This window comes from Empedobacter sp. UBA6305 (assembly GCF_002440405.1).
Classification (GTDB): domain Bacteria; phylum Bacteroidota; class Bacteroidia; order Flavobacteriales; family Weeksellaceae; genus Empedobacter; species Empedobacter falsenii_B.
Window position 1 is genome coordinate 24456 of record NZ_DJTP01000032.1, and the last position, 17741, is coordinate 42196.

At 30.6% G+C, this 17741-nt stretch carries 13 protein-coding genes; 7 read left to right on the forward strand and 6 right to left on the reverse strand.

Annotation, left to right across the window (positions count from 1 at the left end; translation table 11 throughout):
- Positions 1–34 precede the first annotated feature (34 nt).
- Positions 35–2353 (forward strand): hypothetical protein, encoded by a 2319-nt coding sequence (locus tag B3M86_RS08150; RefSeq protein ID WP_291048954.1) that lies wholly within the window; start codon positions 35–37, stop codon positions 2351–2353.
- A gap of 3 nt (positions 2354–2356) precedes the next feature.
- Complete coding sequence (locus tag B3M86_RS08155; RefSeq protein WP_286495774.1) at positions 2357–2770, forward strand: SRPBCC family protein; 414 nt, start codon at positions 2357–2359, stop codon at positions 2768–2770.
- 33 nt (positions 2771–2803) lie between these two features.
- Here the strand turns inward: B3M86_RS08155 and B3M86_RS08160 are convergent, their stop codons facing one another.
- The gene (locus tag B3M86_RS08160) at positions 2804–6526 is read right to left on the reverse strand and encodes a metallophosphoesterase (RefSeq protein ID WP_291076174.1); all 3723 of its coding nucleotides are present in this window, start codon (positions 6524–6526) and stop codon (positions 2804–2806) included.
- A 24-nt stretch (positions 6527–6550) separates the two neighbouring features.
- Between B3M86_RS08160 and B3M86_RS08165 the strand changes: the two genes are divergently transcribed.
- Entirely contained in the window at positions 6551–7744 is a 1194-nt protein-coding gene (locus B3M86_RS08165; protein WP_219034917.1) for a Pycsar system effector family protein, read from the forward strand.
- Here B3M86_RS08165 and B3M86_RS08170 read toward each other — a convergent pair whose 3' ends face one another.
- Positions 7745–8212, reverse strand: coding sequence for a DUF6265 family protein (locus B3M86_RS08170; protein ID WP_219034918.1), 468 nt, complete (start codon positions 8210–8212; stop codon positions 7745–7747).
- A gap of 163 nt (positions 8213–8375) precedes the next feature.
- On the opposite strand from B3M86_RS08170, the gene B3M86_RS08175 reads away from it, so the two are divergent.
- Complete coding sequence (locus tag B3M86_RS08175; RefSeq protein ID WP_125349835.1) at positions 8376–10184, forward strand: chloride channel protein; 1809 nt, start codon at positions 8376–8378, stop codon at positions 10182–10184.
- 51 nt (positions 10185–10235) lie between these two features.
- Here B3M86_RS08175 and B3M86_RS08180 read toward each other — a convergent pair whose 3' ends face one another.
- Entirely contained in the window at positions 10236–11075 is an 840-nt protein-coding gene (locus tag B3M86_RS08180; protein ID WP_291076172.1) for a GNAT family N-acetyltransferase, read from the reverse strand.
- Between the two features lie 588 nt (positions 11076–11663).
- On the opposite strand from B3M86_RS08180, the gene B3M86_RS08185 reads away from it, so the two are divergent.
- From B3M86_RS08185 to B3M86_RS08195, 3 genes are read left to right on the forward strand one after another with little or no spacing between them, the layout of a single operon-like run.
- Positions 11664–12110, forward strand: a complete 447-nt coding sequence (locus tag B3M86_RS08185; protein WP_291069441.1) for a hypothetical protein — start codon at positions 11664–11666, stop codon at positions 12108–12110.
- A gap of 45 nt (positions 12111–12155) precedes the next feature.
- The gene (locus B3M86_RS08190) at positions 12156–12989 is read left to right on the forward strand and encodes a hypothetical protein (protein WP_291069439.1); all 834 of its coding nucleotides are present in this window, start codon (positions 12156–12158) and stop codon (positions 12987–12989) included.
- Positions 12990–13004: 15 nt separating this feature from the next.
- Positions 13005–14387, forward strand: coding sequence for an MFS transporter (locus tag B3M86_RS08195; RefSeq protein WP_291061634.1), 1383 nt, complete (start codon positions 13005–13007; stop codon positions 14385–14387).
- 125 nt (positions 14388–14512) lie between these two features.
- Here the strand turns inward: B3M86_RS08195 and B3M86_RS08200 are convergent, their stop codons facing one another.
- The 3 genes from B3M86_RS08200 to B3M86_RS08210 form a co-directional block, all read right to left on the reverse strand.
- Entirely contained in the window at positions 14513–14800 is a 288-nt protein-coding gene (locus B3M86_RS08200; protein ID WP_019975917.1) for an HU family DNA-binding protein, read from the reverse strand.
- Between the two features lie 132 nt (positions 14801–14932).
- Complete coding sequence (gene fmt / locus B3M86_RS08205) at positions 14933–15874, reverse strand: methionyl-tRNA formyltransferase (protein ID WP_257468211.1); 942 nt, start codon at positions 15872–15874, stop codon at positions 14933–14935.
- 2 nt (positions 15875–15876) lie between these two features.
- Positions 15877–17739: a RecQ family ATP-dependent DNA helicase gene (locus tag B3M86_RS08210; protein ID WP_291079008.1), complete on the reverse strand. Its 1863-nt coding sequence runs from the start codon at positions 17737–17739 to the stop codon at positions 15877–15879.
- Positions 17740–17741 lie beyond the last annotated feature (2 nt).

Genomic DNA, 17741 nt, shown 5'->3' on the forward strand with positions numbered 1-17741 from the left:
TTATTAGTAGTCTTTTGTTATTTTTAAATCATATATGAAAGAAAATTTTATCGATAAATTACCCATCAAAATTATTTACTCGTTCCAATCGCTGATTGAAGAATTAGAACGATCTGAATACAACTTTGGAGAGTTTAAAGCTTTTTTAGAATATCTGAAAGCTACTCGACCAGAGTTGATTGATGGTGTTGAAACATTTGAAGATTTTCAGAAAATTATTAAAGATGTTGAGCCAATTATTGAGAAAATTATTCCTAAACCATTTGTAAAATATAATTTAAAAGCGATAACTTTTCCTTTTTCTGACAAATTTATTTTTGCAACAGATCGACTTAAAGAGTTGATTGATAATAATGAATCACGACTAAAATTCAATTTTGAAGATTTAGATTATGATACATTATATAAGTTTTGTTGTTGCTTCATCTTATCGAAATATTATCATAAATATTTAGATTTTAATCTATCAAATCAGTTGGTGATAGACAATCAAAATGGCTACAGAATTTATCTTGGGACTGATATAAACCATGATTATTTTCGTATTTATCCATCCGAAGATAAATTTAAATTGACTGAAGATGAAATTGAAGAGTTGTTGAATAATTATGAAGATACAGCTTTGTGGATGAGAAAAATTCCAATTGGATCTTGGATTGCAAAAGGGTTTAATCTTGTTTCATTTTTTGATAATACGACTGAAATTGCACTTTCTAACTTAAAATCTAAATTATTATCTTATGGAGAACCTTTTAATATTGTTCGAAATGATATTATTTCTGCATTAAAATCTATTTTTAGAATCAATAATTTAGAAGTTGGTTTTTCGGCTTATAATTCGGATAAAAATCAATTGGAAATTAGTCATTTATTACAATTGAATGATAGTTTATTGATTGATAATCATAAAAAAATAAAACTGAATGAAATTTTTTGTGCTGATTTAGAGAACAAAATATCGAAATCAGATTATTATGTTGTTTCTAATATTGACGCAGCTTTGGAGAAGTTTCCGCAAGATAAAATGTTGAGAATGGCAAATGAATCTGGTCTGAAAAGTTTGATTCTTTATCCATTGAAAAACGGAAAATCTCATTTAGGTATTTTAGAAATAGGCTCGAAAGAAGCTGGAGTTTTCAATCGAATTAATGCAAACCTTTTGCGCGAAATCACGCCTCTTTTAGAAGAATCTATTTATCGCTATACGGTAGAGTTTGAGAATCAAATCAATGCTTATATACAAACCGAATATACGTCGTTGCATCCAAGTGTAGATTGGAAATTTAGAGAAAAAGCTCGCGAACATATATTGCATCCGGGAAATACAAAACAAAAATTGCAGATCTCTTTTCAAAATGTATATCCAATTTATGGTGAATTGGATGTGAGAAATTCGTCAGTGATTCGAAATCAATGTTTAAAAATGGATTATACTAATCAGATTAATTACTTGATTTTGATTTGTAACGAGTTATATAATCGTACAAAAAAGAATAAATTTTTGGATTATATTGACGATTTGACTGATTTTTTGCAACGAATAGATAATGTAGATAAAATCTATTTCGAAAGCGAATTATTTGATTACATTACGTTGCATATTCATCCTGAAATTCCCAAATATGTAAAGGACAATGAGAAATCAATTATTGAAGAATATCTAAAAAAATTAGATTCTACAACGGGATTATTTTATGTAGATCGCAAAAAATTTGACCAAACAATTGTAATGACAAATTCACTTTTGTCGAACAAATTAGATACTTTTCAGAAAGATGCTCAAGGTGTATTTCCGCATTATTACGAACGTTTCAAGACAGATGGAATTGATTATAATTTGTATGTTGGACGAAGTATTGCGCCGTTCAAAAAATTCTCCTATCAAAATATTCGTGAAATTAGATATTGGCAATTACAGGCGATGATTTCGATGGAGCAATCGTATAAAGAAATTCAGAAAAAAACACCGCTAAAAGTAGAGGTTGCTTCGTTGATTTTTGCAACGAATACCACTATAGATATTTTGTTCAAATTAGATGAGAAACGTTTTGATGTTAATGGATACAACAATGCAAAATATGAAATAATTAAGAAAAGATTGAGTAAAGCTTTTGTGAAAGGAACAAATGAACGAATCAATTTGCCACACAAAATTTGTATTATTTATACCGAAGATATCCTAAAAGAAGAATACTCAAATTATATCAATTTATTAATTGATAAGAAATTTTTGAAAAAAGATGTTGAATATTTGGAAATTGATGATTTGCAGGGTATAAGCGGTTTGCAAGCAATTAGAGTTTCGATTAATTATAAAAATAAACTCGAAAAATATACTAAAATAGAAGAATAAAGAATGGAAAAAGATGATGTATTGCTTAATATTTCGATAGATAGTACTGCCGAAAATATTTGGAAAGTTTTGACAGATGAACAAGCGTTTAATGAATGTTTTGAAAACATAAAAATGACTTGTAACGAATGGAAAGTAGGAGAGAGGATAAAGTTTGTAACGCAAAAAAATAATGAAACGTTGGTAGATGAAGCCTTGATTACATCTATTATGGAGAATGAACGTTTGCGATATAATTATAAAAAACAAAATACAGACCATGAGATTGAAGTAATTTTTAATCTAAAATCTTCAGGTAATTTTACTTATCTATCAATTGAAGGAAAAGATTTTGCGGATGATTTTGAACGCTCACATTCAGAGAATGCGTGGATAAATATGATGCAAGCAATCAAGAAATATGTACAAAAAAAATAACCTTCAAATTTTTGAAGGTTATTTTTTTATATGTTAAAATCCGAAATTCAAACCAAAAACGATTCGCCCTGGATCTTCACCTTTAAAGTATGAAACTGTTGCGGTAATAGATTGTGCTCCGTTTATCCAAAGTCCACCACCCATAGATGAATGCCATTTATTTGAGTCTTCTCCGTTTAACCAAACTCGTCCATAATCAGCTCCAACAAAAAGACCTAATCGAAGTGGAACAACAGCTTTGAAACGTAAAGCATCAAATCGTAAATCAGATGTTTGTAAGAAAACTTTGTCTCCTGCAAAACGACCTAATCGATAACCACGTAAATCCTGATCTCCACCTAAATTAGCCATTTGATAGAATTCCATAAAATTACCCCAAACTGCTTTACCTTTTAGCATAGAAGCAACTGTTAATCTTCCATTTGCAGAAATTTTATGTGTGAAACCTAAATTAAGTTCGGTATAAAAATGATTACGTTCAAAATCTGTCAAATTAGAAATCCACTTTGCATTTGCTAAAAATGTCATGCCTAATTTTGGCAATGATTCGTTATCGTAATTTTTGAACAAATATTTAGCTCCAATTTCTCCGAAATGTTGTCCTTTGAAAACGTCTCTATTAATTGATGGGAAATCTTCGACGATACGATCTTTATTCTCTTCAATCTTTTTGTAACTATAAATTGCAGAAAAATCTAAACGACCATTGTTATTCATAATCTTGAAAATAGACGGTCCAATGCTATAACTTTCTAATCGAACACGGTTATAATCCATTCCAATTTCTTCTTGATTATTCACGGTCTCGTTTCCTAAACCAAAGAAATTTGTACTATAAGTCGGGCTCGTGTAAGCTGCATTAAGATCTAAATTCCACTTACCCAACGCTTTTGTAAACGTTCCTTTATATTTGGCATCCCAACCGCCTGTCGCAAAATAATAACTTAATTGCAAATTGTGACGTTGCGAATATGGTTTACGATCAAAACCGTTGACAGTGTAGGTTGGCGATAAACCAATTTTTATTCCGTCATCAGGATTGTAGCCAATATTAGGTAACATAGTAAAGAAATTATACATCGGTTGTTTGTAATCGTATGTATTAACCTCGTAATCGTTGACAAAATTTTTCGATGTTAAAAAGGTAGATTCTGATGCATCACTTCCGTTTGCGTAATCATATACTTTTACTTTTGCAGAACGCTTTACTTCGTATATATCGTCATCTATTCCACCAATAATACGAACTAAAATAGCGTTATTTGGCTTTCCTTCAACCTTGAATTTATCTTTTCCGTTTAATCCATATAAACGAATTTCTTTCGTTTCTTTTTTATCAAAATCTTCATCAAGAATTAAAGTTCGATCTTGTCCTGAATAGATTTTTACATTTGTTTTTCCCTTTGGTAAACGAGTGATCACAAAATCTTCATCTTCGTTTGTTCCTTTCAGAATGATTAATTTGCGAAGAACTTTATTATATTCTTCTGCAAATTTTTCTAATTTAGATTTTCGGGCAATAAGATTATTGATTACTTCTTGATCGTATTCTTGTTTTGTTTCTTCAGGAATTAATTCAAATGATTGTTTGATATAATCATCACTCAAATTATCTTGAATATATTTTGCTTCTTTTATCCATAATTCAAGATCGGATGATTCTAAAATGGCTAAATCCAATGGATAAGGTTCTCTATTGAACCATTTTACATTTTTGATGTCATCTTTATAATCTTGCATATGTCTCAAAGGAGGAATTTTCATAATTAAATGAAAGAAAAGTCCATCATAACGTGGAAATGCTTGATCTCTATCGCGTGGAATTGGTTTATAAACAGTTTGTTTATTCTCTTTGTAAACGTCCCAACGCCATTGGTCAGAATGTCGATCCCAATCTCCAACTAACATATCAAAAAGTCGTGCACGAATGTAGGCTTGCTTATCCACGACAACATCTTTGTTTTTGTGAATCGCAGCCAACATATCATCTGTGCTAACAATATCTTTTGGTTTTCCGAAAACACCGTCTTGATATCCGGACATTGGTCGTTCTTCTATCATGTATAATTCATCACCAAAATTCTCATTATATGCTTTCAAGGCTTCTTGTTTTGGAACGTAATATAATTTTGGCGTAGAATGCATAATATTGATTGGTTTCATCAAATTAGCAACTGTTAATGGATAATATGGATGATTGGTTGTATAGAAATCCATCAAAAATTTCTCTGTGAAAGAATCTTCAAATTCATCTGCAACATATTTATTTTTAAATGCTACTTGCTGAATGAATTGCGTGGCACTTTTCTTCACCGAGCGCATATTGTATTCTTCACCTTTTGCATTTGCCAATCGTAAACTTTGCGTTTGATGTCCACCACCCATTCTAACAGGGGTTAAACCTCCATTTAGTTGACTTAAATTAACAGTATTAGCAGTAATTGTTTGTCCATATGTTCGACGATAATGACGACCAAAAAAGAATTTATACGGATCAGATTTACGTGTAACGTCTAATGGATATACACTTGTTTCTTTCGTTTTTGGCATTTTTTTATCATCATAAACTTGTGCCAAATATTCCTTTTTCTTTTCTGTAATTTGTTTTGTTAATAATAATTCGATTCCATCGTCTTTAAAACCATAGAAATTAGCTTTAGAAGCGCCATTATCATATAAATCTAGTACAACAAAACCATTATCTCCGTAAGAAAAATCGTTTTTACCAACCGCTTTTGCAGATTCTTTTTTAGAACCAGAACCGCTGATAATTTGTTTGACATTGTTTTGTTGAATATATTGCAAGTTGTGATCGTGTCCAGAAACAACAATTACATTATTTCTATTTTCGATAAGTGTTGCAATACGAGAAGCCATTTCTCTGTATTTGAAATTATTAACATCTTGAGGACTAAGACCTGTTGTACTTCTTAATAAATTAATAAAAGATCCGATTACCGGTAATGGAACTTTGAAATTATCTCCTAATGGATAAAACTGTTTTTTGAAATCAAATTGTCCACCATGTGTTCCGTTCGAATATAGCGGATGATGCATTGTGATAACAGTTGTTCTGTTTTGATATTTGTTCAACTGCGATTCTAATTCTTCGAAGAAAGCTTCTCGCGATTTGATATCACATTTTTCATTTAGACCAGGATGTTTGTCCCAATCTTGCAAATACCATTCAGAATCTATCGCAATAATTCCGATACTATCATTTACATTTATTTTATCAATTGGACACGCATCTTTTGGTAAAAATGATTTTTTATTACCCAATTGTTTTTTGACTAATTTTTCTTGTTCTTTTAATCCTTTTACACCATTTCGCCAATCATGATTTCCTGGAATAAAAAGGGTTTTTCCTTTAAATTCTTTCGCTAAATCAATCTGAAATTGAAGTTTCTCTCTACTTGTTGTATATTCAGCTTTTGTAGAATCCGTTACAATTCCATTTTCGTAAACATTATCACCTAAAAAGAAAAGATAAGAAGAAGAGTCAGCTTTCGCTAATTGATTCTTTAAAATTTCTAAATTTTGTTTATTTTTTGGTTGATCAAGATCTCCTGCATCGCCTATTAAATAGATAGATTGAATTTTATTTCCTTTTACATTTTGTACTTTTTCTGTCTTAATGTTTTTCCCATATTGAGGATGTTGCGTAGCGCAAGATGTCATATAAAGGCAAGAACCTACTAAAGCCAAAAAAGGATAATTCAATTTTTTGTTGTTTAGTGTTGGTAATAATTTCATACATTTAAGCGTTAAAAACTTGTGATGAACCAATTGTTATTAAATATAGAAAACTATGTTTTCAATCTGTTCAAAGATAATCTTTCTTTAGATTTTACGTATCATAATTTTATGCATACCGTAAAAGTTGTAGAAGCAATAAAAACGTTGTCTACTGATGAGCAAATATCTACAGATTTACGAGAAAAATTATTAATAGCGGGTTGGTTTCATGATACGGGTTACACAAAAATCGTGCAAGGGCATGAAAGTGAGAGTGCAAACATTGCAAAAGAGTATTTGATTGAGCATAATTTTGACGAAAATTACATCAAAGAAGTCCAAGATTATATTTTAATCACAGCGCTAAATAATGTTCCAAAAAATATAGGTGAAGCAATTGTAAAAGATGCAGATAACTATCATTTAGGACAAACTGAATATCCTAAAATTTCTGAGTTATTACGTGATGAAATAGCTAAAATATGTCACAAAGAATTTTCTGATTATGAATGGCATGTAGAGAATAGAAATTTTTTTCTAAACATACATCATTTTTATACGGATGCCGCAAAAAAGCTTTGGCAGAAAGGAAAAGAAGAAAATTTGATCTTTACCCAAAATAAAATCAAAGAGATAGAGTTGATTGGTGATATTCCCAATAAGTATGAAATCAAGAAAAAGAAAAACGATAAGATTCAACAACCAGATCGTGGTGTTGATACACTTTTTCGTGTAACGTTGAACAATCATACTCGTTTAAGTGATATTGCTGATAGTAAAGCCAATATTTTATTGTCTGTAAACGCGATCGTGATTTCGATTGCACTTTCTACTTTGGTTCCAAAGTTAGGAAGTCCAAAGAATGAGTATTTACTTTTACCTTCAATTGTAATGCTTTTATCAAGTGTTGTTTCAATTATTTTTGCAATTTTAGCAACTAAACCAAATGTAACATACGAAAGTTTTAACGAAGAAGATGTCAAAAACAAAAAAGTGAATTTGCTTTTCTTTGGTAATTTTTATCAAATGTCACTTGAAGCCTACGATGATGCTATGCAAGAGTTGATGAAAGACAGAGATTATGTATATACTTCTTTGACAAGGGATTTGTATTATTTAGGAAAAGTTTTGGAACGAAAATATCGTTTGTTAAGCATAACCTACACAATTTTTATGATTGGAACTATTTTATCTGTTCTAACGTTTGCTTACGCGATGATCACAAATGTTGCTTAATTATTTTTTTACTTTTTCAAAAGTAAAAGCAATTTTACTTGATTCATCATTGCTAATTTCAGCTTTTAACTGATGACCAATTTTCCAATATTTGATAAGTTTAGGAAAATCATTCTCTTGATTTTCTAATGTAAACGAATTTCTATCAGAATTGATTAACTCAAAATCAGTTGTCTCTTTTTTAGTTTTGTCCAAATTAACTTTCAATATCCATTTATCATCAATCTTTGTGATAGTAAGATGTTCCTGCGAAATTGTATCATTATTTTTGATTGTAAACCCGCAACCTAAAAAAGTGTTTTTATCAACTTTTTTCCAGTTTTCATACGTTTTTCGATCCGATTTTTCATTTGTTCTAATCCATTCTCCAACCAAAAAATCAAAACTTGGTTTATCAGCAGAAGTTTTAGTTGATTCGCAAGAATTCAACAAAAAAATAAATAAAAGAAGAAAAGTAAATAGTTTCATATTAGTGTGCTTAATAGTAAAAATAATCAATTTGAAATAGTTAAAATGATAGAAATGATTTTTTCTCAAAAATTTTATTCTTTTATGTATTATTGGTTTACTTTTTGTGTAATTCGTGGCAGTTAAATTAGGCAATAAACAAAAGGTACACTATTTTTGAAGTATGCGACTTTCTACAAAACAAAAGTTTTTTCAATACATTAAAAAATCATTTAATTTTTTTCAAAACTTGTTGAACCTGTTAAAATTGGTTTTATCAGAGCGACAATTTTTGTATTTATCGTGTATTTTAGTAGCTATTTCATCTGCTTTTGCAGTGATTGTGCTAAAAACTTTTGCGCACAATGTTTTTCAATTTACTATTTATATTAATAATTTAGTCAAACTACCTTATATCAATAGTATATTGCCAATTATAGGTATTTTGTTGACGGTTTTTGTTGTGCAGAAATTTTTGGATGGTTCGATAGAAAAGGGAACTTCTCAAATTATGATTGCTGTAGCTAAAAAGTCTGGAATAATGCCTAAAAAACAGATGTATGCTCAGATTTTAACGAGTTCCTTAACAGTTGGTATGGGTGGTTCGGCTGGTTTAGAATCTCCAATTACAATTACTGGTGCAGCTTTTGGTTCTAATTATGCACAATATTACAGATTCAAATACAAAGAAAGAACACTTTTGTTGGCTTGTGGTGTTGCAGCTGGTATTGCGACTGCATTCAATGCACCAATTGCAGGTGTTTTGTTCGCGATAGAGATTGTATTAGCGGATATGAGTGTTACTGCTTTTATTCCTTTATTGTTATCTTCTGCAACAGGAGCTTTAATTGCCAATTTAACATTAAAAAGCAATATGTTATTATCCTTTCGTTATGCGTTAGGATTTGATTATCATAATGTTATTTTCTATGTGATTTTGGGTGTTTTAGCGGGGTTTGTTTCAGTTTACCATGCTCGATTATTTCGTAAAGTTGAACATTTGATAGGGAATTATTCGGATAATGTATATTGGCGAGCGATTGTTGGAGCGGGAAGTTTAGCAATATTGATTTTCTTTTTCCCAACATTATTTGGTGAAGGTTATGAGAGTATAAAATATTTAGCAAATGATGAAGCTGGTTTTATTTTAAATAATTCATTGTTAGAGAGTTTTAGAACGAATCAATGGATAGTTTTAGGATTTGTTTTTGTCACAATTTTAATCAAATCTATTGCAACAGGTTTAACTTTAGGAAGTGGAGGAAACGGAGGAAACTTCGCGCCTTCGTTATTTGTTGGGTCATATCTTGGTTTTTTCGTTGCAAAATTCTTTAATTTAATCGGTTTCAAAGAAGTTCCAGTCGGTAATTTTACTGTTGTTGGAATGGCAGCTGTTTTAAGTGGGTTATTTCATGCGCCATTAACAGCAATTTTCCTAATTGCCGAAATTACGGGAGGTTATGGATTAATTATTCCCTTAATGATTGTTTCTTCGATAAGTTTTGCAATTTCAAAACGATACGACAAATATTCGATGGATATATACGCAATAGCAGAAAAAGGAATTGTTTTTACATCTGATAAAGACCGAAATTTGTTTAATAAAATTGATTTGTTTTCGATTTATATCAAGAATATCAAAACATTGACGGTTTACAATTCAATTGAAGATATAAAAGAAATTTTTTCTACTACAACACAAGATTTTATTCCAGTCCTCAATGAAGATAAATCGATTCATGGAATTATAGTTTTAGATAATATTCGATCATTTATTTTTAATGATAATATTGATAAAAGTTACTTAGAATGTATAACAGAAGCAACTTCGACATCTATTTTTACGAATGCTGCTAACGTGATGAAAATGATGGAAGCAAAAAAAATAGATTATATTTTACTCACTAAAAAAGGTAAATTTGAAGGTTATGTAACCGAAAGTTTATTATTAGAAAGTTATCGAAGTAATTTGAATAAGTTGAGAATTGAGTAGAAATATTTGAATATAATATACAAAAAAAGCCTCTAAAATAGAGGCTTTGATTTATAATTCTTTTTTCATTTCGTATTGTTTGTCGTACAATTCTAATCCCATTGATTGAATAAAATCATTTGTAGAGATTTCTCTTTCGTCAACATTAATCATTTTAATTTCTTTGTTCTTCAAATCGCTGAAAAGGATGGAAGCTAAATAACGATTTCTATAATCGTGATGAACACCAAATTGATAAATACGTGTATTATTTTTGTTGATAATTTTGTAAGCAACTAAAATTCCATCTTCATAAATTCCATTTATTTGACAATCTTCGATGATATTTTTTACACTTTGAATATCATTTTTCCAAGTAGGTTTTATGTCCCAAAAGTTTTCACTTGTAATCAAATCTAAATCACTAAATTCTACAATTTCATGTAACGGATTTACGACCAAAATAGGAATTCCTTTGTAACTATTTAAGGTTCTTGTTTTTTCAAAACCACAAGCTTCGTAAGCGTTAATTGCAAAATCATTTTTAGTATTTACCTCTAAAAATATGTTTTTCACTTGATGTTCTTTCAATTTGGGAAAACTAAAATCTAACATTTGTTGTGTTATTTTTTTTCCGCGATGTTCAGGAGAAACTCCTGTTCCACCAATATAGGCTGTTTTTACATCGTTATAATTTCGAATTCCGTAAAGTAAAAAGCCAATTAATTTTCCATCAATACTAGCACCTATAGAATAATCAAGATTGATATCTTCCATTTTTAATTTTCCCTGAAATTGTTCAGTCGAAAGGTTGATAGAAACGTAATAATTTTGATAAGAAAGATTATATAAAGATGATATTTCTTCCAAATCAACATAAGTTAATGAGTGTATTTTAATGTTTGTTTGCATAGCTGTAATTTGCAAAGCAAAAATAGCCCCAACATTTAAGATTTTTCTAAAAAAAAATCTTAAAAAATCTTAAAAAATTAAATTTTATTTGAACAATGTAATCCGATTTTGATAAAAATATAATTTATTTAATATGATTGACTGAATAATTCTACATTAAATTTAAAAATAGTGTAGAGGATAGCAAATATAATTAAGAAAAATTCTTTTTTTATAATTTAACATAAGCTTATTGTTAATTATACTGAAGAAAATTCTGTAATCAATAAATTTGCATACATTTTTAAAACTAAAACTACGAGAGAAGTCTAACTTTCTCCTCATTTGTTGAAACAACTATTCTTCTCTCGATTTTTTAAAAAAATACTCCCTAAAGAAATCTAGTAAAGTGTATTTCGTACACTAATTAAATTGCCAAATTCTCAAAATTTCTTTCCAAAACTTATTTCAAAATATCTATTTCTCAAAAAATATTTAAACATATGATGAATTTAATAAAGCTTTGAAAAATTATTAAAAAATGATTAACGAACATTTGTTAGTTTTTTTCTTTTGATTATTTTAGTCGTTCAAATTATCACAAAAAAAATGAGTAAAAATTTAACAAAATTGGCTTGTCTAGCTATATTTTGCAGCTATAGCTATGTCTCTGCTCAACAGAAAACGACAGATAGTGTGGTTGTAGAAAAAGTAGAATTAATACAACCAAGAGAAAACAAAGACAAAGTTGATGTGCAGTTTTATGGATTTATCAGGAATGATATTTTTATGGATACGCGTCAAATGATTGGAGCAGGAGAGGCTTTGGTGCCGCTTTATCCAAAAGATCGTTTATCGGATGTAAACGGTGCTGATATCAATGCAGCTTCTAAATTTCACATGTTATCGATTGTTTCGAGAGCTGGTGTTAATTTGAAAGGTCCAGAATTACTTGGAGCTAAAACTTCTGGTATTTTAGAGGGAGAATTTTTTGGAGCAACAGAAGGAGGAATCAACGAGTTTCGTTTGCGTCACGCATATGTGATGTTGGATTGAGAGAAAACGCAATTATGGATTGGACAATATTGGCATCCTTTCGTTGTGTTAGAAGCTTTGCCAAATGTTGCAAATTATGGAACTGGTGCGCCTGTTTATGCTTTAAATCGTAATCCTCAAGTTCGTTTAACGCATAAATTTACTGACAAATTTAAAGTTATTGCTGCTTTACATTCTCAAAGAGATTTTACTCCAAATACAGAGCCTTTCCGAAATAGTGGAATGCCAGCGGCTCATCTTCAATTTCAATATAAATCACAAGTTTTTACTGCCGGAATTGGTGCTCAATATGAAAACTTGAAGCCAAAATTATCTTCAGGAAATCCACCTGTTAAGTCTAATGAACGAGTTGAAAATGTTTCGTTTATGGCTTATTCAAAGTTAAATACAAAACCTTTACAAGTAACTTTTGCTGGATATTTGATGCAAGATGCGTCGTCTTTTGTACAACTTGGTGGAATTGTAGGTTATCAAACAAGTCCGATAGCTGTTGAAACATACAAACCGATGAATACACATAGTATGTGGATTGATTTGCAACAAAACTCAACAGGAAAATTTTCGTTCGGATTATTTGCAGGTTATGTTAGAAATAATGGTGTTAAAGATCCTGTAGAAGAAGCAATTGCATCAACATCTTATGGTGTAACGACAAATTGGGGCGCAATTTCGGCAACTCCAGGTACACGAACTGTAAATTATTTGTACAAAGTAGTTCCTCGTTTAGATCTTACCTTAAGCAAAGCCTTAAAATTTAGATTCGAATATGATCGTAGTACAGCACAATGGGCAGATGCGACGATAAAAGGTACGGGAACCGAAAACAAATATTTAGCAAATAACAATAGATTTCAACTTACCACATTATTTAACTTCTAATATCACACAAAAAACATGAGTACAAATACTTTAGATACTTCGCAAACAGTAGCGAAGAAGGATAATATTTTCCAAATTATTTTAGCATCATCTGTCGGAACCTTAATCGAATGGTACGATATGTTCTTGGCAATCATCTTAGCTAGTGTATTATCAACACAATTATTTCCTAACGATGGTTCGTCACATTTCTTAGAAACACTTGCAGTAGTGGTTTCATCATTTATGTTTCGTCCGATTGGTTCATTAATTTTTGGAAGTATTGGAGATCGTATTGGTAGAAAATATTCATTCTTAGTTTCTTTAATTATGATGGGAGCAGCTACATTCTTGATTGGTTGTATTCCAACTTTTGATAGTGTAGGTTGGTTTGCTCCTGTTTTATTATTGTTTTGCCGCATTATGCAAGGACTTGCAATTAGTGGAGAATATGCAGGTGCGGTAATTTATGTAGCAGAACATGCTCCAGCAGAGAAACGAGGATTTTATACAGGGTTTATTCAAGCAACTGTTCCAATTGGATTATTATTATGTTTAACAATTGTTTTCTTAACACAATCATTTTTATCAGAAGAGGCTTTTGCAAGTTTCGGATGGAGAATTCCATTCTTATTTAGTGGAATATTAGTGATTTTGAGTTACTTTATTCGTCAACGTTTACATGAAAGTCCAATTTTTGAACAACTAAAAAAAGAAGGAAAAACATCTAAAACTCCAATTAAAGATGCTTTTACAACTCCAGGAAATGTAAAGTTAATGTTAAAGGCTATTTTTGGAGGAAATGCTGCGCAAAGTACAATTATGCAAACAACATTATTCGTAACACTTTTCTTCTTGCAAAGAGCGGTTAATTTACCTTACGAAACAGTTTTAATTGTTGTTTTATGTTCTACATTATTTAGTTCATTTTTCTATCAATGGTTTGGTGCATTAAGCGATAAAATCGGGCGTAAACCAGTTATGTTAGGCGGAATGATTTGTAGTTTTATCTTAATTCCATTATCATTTTTCTTGTACATGAAATTAGGAAATCCAGAAGGATTGAAAGAAGTTCATGATATTTCGAATTTAGCAGTTTTCGGAATTGTTATTGTAAGTTTAATTACTTCAATTGCAGGAGCAGCAACTTACGGACCACTTGGCGCATTTATGTTAGAAATTTTCCCAACTAAAATCCGTTATACAAGTATGGGATTTGCACAAAATATGGGAAATGGATTTATTGGTGGAGCAACGACTTTTGTAACGGAATTAATCAAAAGTACGATTATCGTTACGGCTGCTATGTCGCCTTATATCGGATTAGCTTATCCATTGATATTAATCTTTATTGCGATTTTAGTGAATTACTTTACAATTCCAGAAACATACAAAACAGATTTAACAGAAGATAATTAAAATCAATAATAGACAAAATGTAAAAATCCTTCAAGCAATTCTTGGAGGATTTTTTTAGAGGAATTAAATTTCAATGCAAAAAAAATCCACTCAAACGAATGGATTTTTTTATTGTATCAGAAATATTATTTTTTCTTTTTTGTATCAACTGCTCCTGATAATTCAGATCCAGCTTTAAATTTAGCTACTGTTTTAGCAGCAATTTTAATTTCTTTTTTAGTTTGTGGGTTGATACCTGTTCTTGCAGCTCTCTCAGAAGTTGAGAAAGTACCGAATCCTACTAAAGCAACTTTGTCTCCTTTTGCTAAAGCTTTAGTTACATTTTCTGTAAATGAGTTTAAGGCTTTTTTAGCAGCTTCTTTAGAAATTCCAGCGTCAGCTGCAATCGCATCGATAAGTTCTGATTTGTTCATAGTTGTAACTTTTTAAATTAATTTATACACAAATATACTCTTTCCCTTTATTTGTGCAAGTTTCAACGCAAAAAATTTCAAGAAAAATGCAAAATTTTATGAAATCTGTGTCAAAAATCAGTAAATAAGTACTTATTTTACGAATAAGGTATCCTCGTTTTGATGTCCATTGATGAAATCTTTGGCTGTCATACGACGCTTTCCTTCCGGTTGAAGTTCTAAAATTTCGTAAACTCCTTGAGGTAGATTGATATAAAGGTTATTTTTTTGTAAAATTAATTGATAATCTTCTCCTTCAACAACAATATCCGTTTTTAGACCTGCATATATTTTTAACGATTTATAATTTTCGCCATTTCCAAAAGTTGTCCATGCACATGGATAAGGAGAAAGTCCTCTAATCTTATTGTGAATAGTATTGATTGAATCGTTCCAATCTATTTTACAATCTTCCTTAAAGATTTTTGGAGCATGTTTTAATTCTGTTGTTTCATCTTGCGGATGAGGTTTTAATGAATCATTTTCTAAACCATCCAACGTTTTCACGACTAATTTCGCACCGATATGCATCAATTCGTCATGAATTTTACCAACATTATCATTTTCTCCAATTTCTACTTTATCAGAAATTAAGATATTTCCGGTATCAATTTTTTCATCAATTAAGAAAGTTGTTACTCCAGTTTCCTGATCACCATTCATCACAGCCCAATTAATTGGTGCAGCTCCGCGATACTGAGGAAGAAGTGAACCGTGTAAATTGAATGTTCCTTTCGACGGAATTGACCAAACAACTTGTGGCAACATACGAAAAGCTACAACAACAAAAACATCAGCATTCCAGCTTTTTAATGTTTCGATAAAAGCTTCGTCTCGTAATTTTTCTGGTTGAGCCAAAGGCAAATTATGTTCAACTGCATATTTTTTGACATCAGAAATATTCATTTTTTGTCCTCTACCAGACGGTTTATCTGGAACAGTAACAACTCCAACTATTTCGTGATGACTATTTGTATTGATTTCATTCAAAGATGTCGCCGCAAATTCGGGCGTACCCATAAAGACTACTCGCATTTTTATTCTATTAGTTTATAAGAATCGAATCCAATTGGTTGAACTCGCATTTCGTCTATCAAATATTGCAATTCTTCGACGATTTTATCTTTTGGCGAATTTATGAATTTTGAAAGGATTTCGGCTTGCGTTTTTGTACCTTCTTTCAAATATTCAATTAAATCGGTTGAATTAAAGTTTTCATTTTGTTTTTTGGATTGACAAACATCGCATTTACCACAATTTTGATCAGATTTTTGATTAAAATATCCAAATAATAAACGTTCTCTACAAATTGTATTTTGTTCGGCATAATAAGCCATAGCTTGCAAACGTTTCCAATTATTCACTTGAATTGCTTCGAAATCTTTCCACAATTTATTTTTAAACGCATTAGAATCGCGCGGAACAAGAAATCTAAATCGCGCTAAAAATCGATCCGAATAATCAATAGAACCATTTTTTGCATATTCGTGTAAGCTATTCCTAATGTCGCCAATACTCATATGCAATTCAAACGCCATTTTACTTTCCGAAATTTCTCTATTATAAGTGTAAATTCCAGGGTAATGACGTTGTAAATAATCAAAAATTCGGTTTTCATTCAAATTAATCGAATGTGGTGACGCCAAAATTTGAATGCTACTATTTTGTGAATAATTTTTTTGCTGAATGATTTCTTTCGTATTTAAAAACTCTAAAAATTGAAGAACCATTTTAAGATTTAAACCAAATTTTTCGGCAAATTTTGGAAGATCCAATTGATAATTCATTTCCGTTAATTCGCCTTCCGCTAATTGCAATTGACTAAACAAACAATTCCCAATTTTGATAAAATCTTGTTGCGAAGGTAAATTCGCTTTGAAAATATTTTCTGCTTGAATTCGATCATCAGGATTGTACAAATAAATTCCATACGATTCCTGTTCATCACGTCCAGCGCGCCCAACTTCTTGGTAATACGCTTCTATTCCTTGTGGCAAATCGATATGAAAAACGGTACGAACATTTGGTTTGTCTATTCCCATTCCAAACGCATTTGTCGAAACCATAATTCGCGAATTACTTAACATCCAATCTTGCTGTTTTTGCTCTTTTTCGTCTTTGGTTAATTTGGCGTGAAAAAAATCGGCATCAAATCCATTTTGACTTAAAAAACTTGCAATCTCGTAGGTTAATTTTCGATTTCGAACAAAAATAATACTCGAACCAGGATATTTTTTTAAATAATAAATCAAATCATTTTTCTTGTCAGCAGAAAGGAAAACATTGTACGAAAGGTTTTCTCTTTTTAAAGAAGATTTGAAAACTTCAGGATTATTTAGCTCTAATTTTTCAACAATTTCTTGCTGAATTTTCTCTGTCGCTGTTGCAGTCAAAGCTAAGATTGGAACTTTAGGAAGAATAGTTTTTAATCTTGAAATTCGATGATATGCAGGTCGAAAATCATGTCCCCATTCAGAAACGCAATGTGCTTCGTCAACAGCTAGCAAACTAATATTGATTTGTTTCAATCGCTCGACAAAAATTCTACTTTGCAAACGCTCTGGCGAAACATATAATAATTTGATTTTATTGTTTTGACAATCGTCCAAAATTTTTCCAATCGTATTTTGGTCAATTTCATTGGTAATATATGCCGTAGAAATTCCTTTGGATTGTAAATTCTGAACTTGATCTTTCATCAACGCAATAAGCGGCGAAATGACCAATGTTAATCCATCAAAAATAATCGCAGGAACTTGATAACAGATAGATTTTCCGCCACCAGTCGGCAAAATTGCTAATGTATCTTTCCCTTCCAAAACACTTGCGATGATTTCCTCTTGCGGCGTTTTGAAAGAAGAATAATTCCAATACTTAAAAAGAATTTCTTTTGGTGTCAAAT

Excerpts from the sequence above, each read along its gene's own strand:
- B3M86_RS08150 (WP_291048954.1), top strand. The coding sequence starts at position 35 with ATGAAAGAAAATTTTATCGATAAATTACCCATCAAAATTATTTACTCG.
- B3M86_RS08155 (WP_286495774.1), top strand. The coding sequence starts at position 2,357 with ATGGAAAAAGATGATGTATTGCTTAATATTTCGATAGATAGTACTGCC.
- B3M86_RS08160 (WP_291076174.1), bottom strand. The coding sequence starts at position 6,526 with ATGAAATTATTACCAACACTAAACAACAAAAAATTGAATTATCCTTTT.
- B3M86_RS08165 (WP_219034917.1), top strand. The coding sequence starts at position 6,551 with ATGAACCAATTGTTATTAAATATAGAAAACTATGTTTTCAATCTGTTC.
- B3M86_RS08170 (WP_219034918.1), bottom strand. The coding sequence starts at position 8,212 with ATGAAACTATTTACTTTTCTTCTTTTATTTATTTTTTTGTTGAATTCT.
- B3M86_RS08175 (WP_125349835.1), top strand. The coding sequence starts at position 8,376 with ATGCGACTTTCTACAAAACAAAAGTTTTTTCAATACATTAAAAAATCA.
- B3M86_RS08180 (WP_291076172.1), bottom strand. The coding sequence starts at position 11,075 with ATGCAAACAAACATTAAAATACACTCATTAACTTATGTTGATTTGGAA.
- B3M86_RS08185 (WP_291069441.1), top strand. The coding sequence starts at position 11,664 with ATGAGTAAAAATTTAACAAAATTGGCTTGTCTAGCTATATTTTGCAGC.
- B3M86_RS08195 (WP_291061634.1), top strand. The coding sequence starts at position 13,005 with ATGAGTACAAATACTTTAGATACTTCGCAAACAGTAGCGAAGAAGGAT.
- B3M86_RS08200 (WP_019975917.1), bottom strand. The coding sequence starts at position 14,800 with ATGAACAAATCAGAACTTATCGATGCGATTGCAGCTGACGCTGGAATT.
- fmt (WP_257468211.1), bottom strand. The coding sequence starts at position 15,874 with ATGCGAGTAGTCTTTATGGGTACGCCCGAATTTGCGGCGACATCTTTG.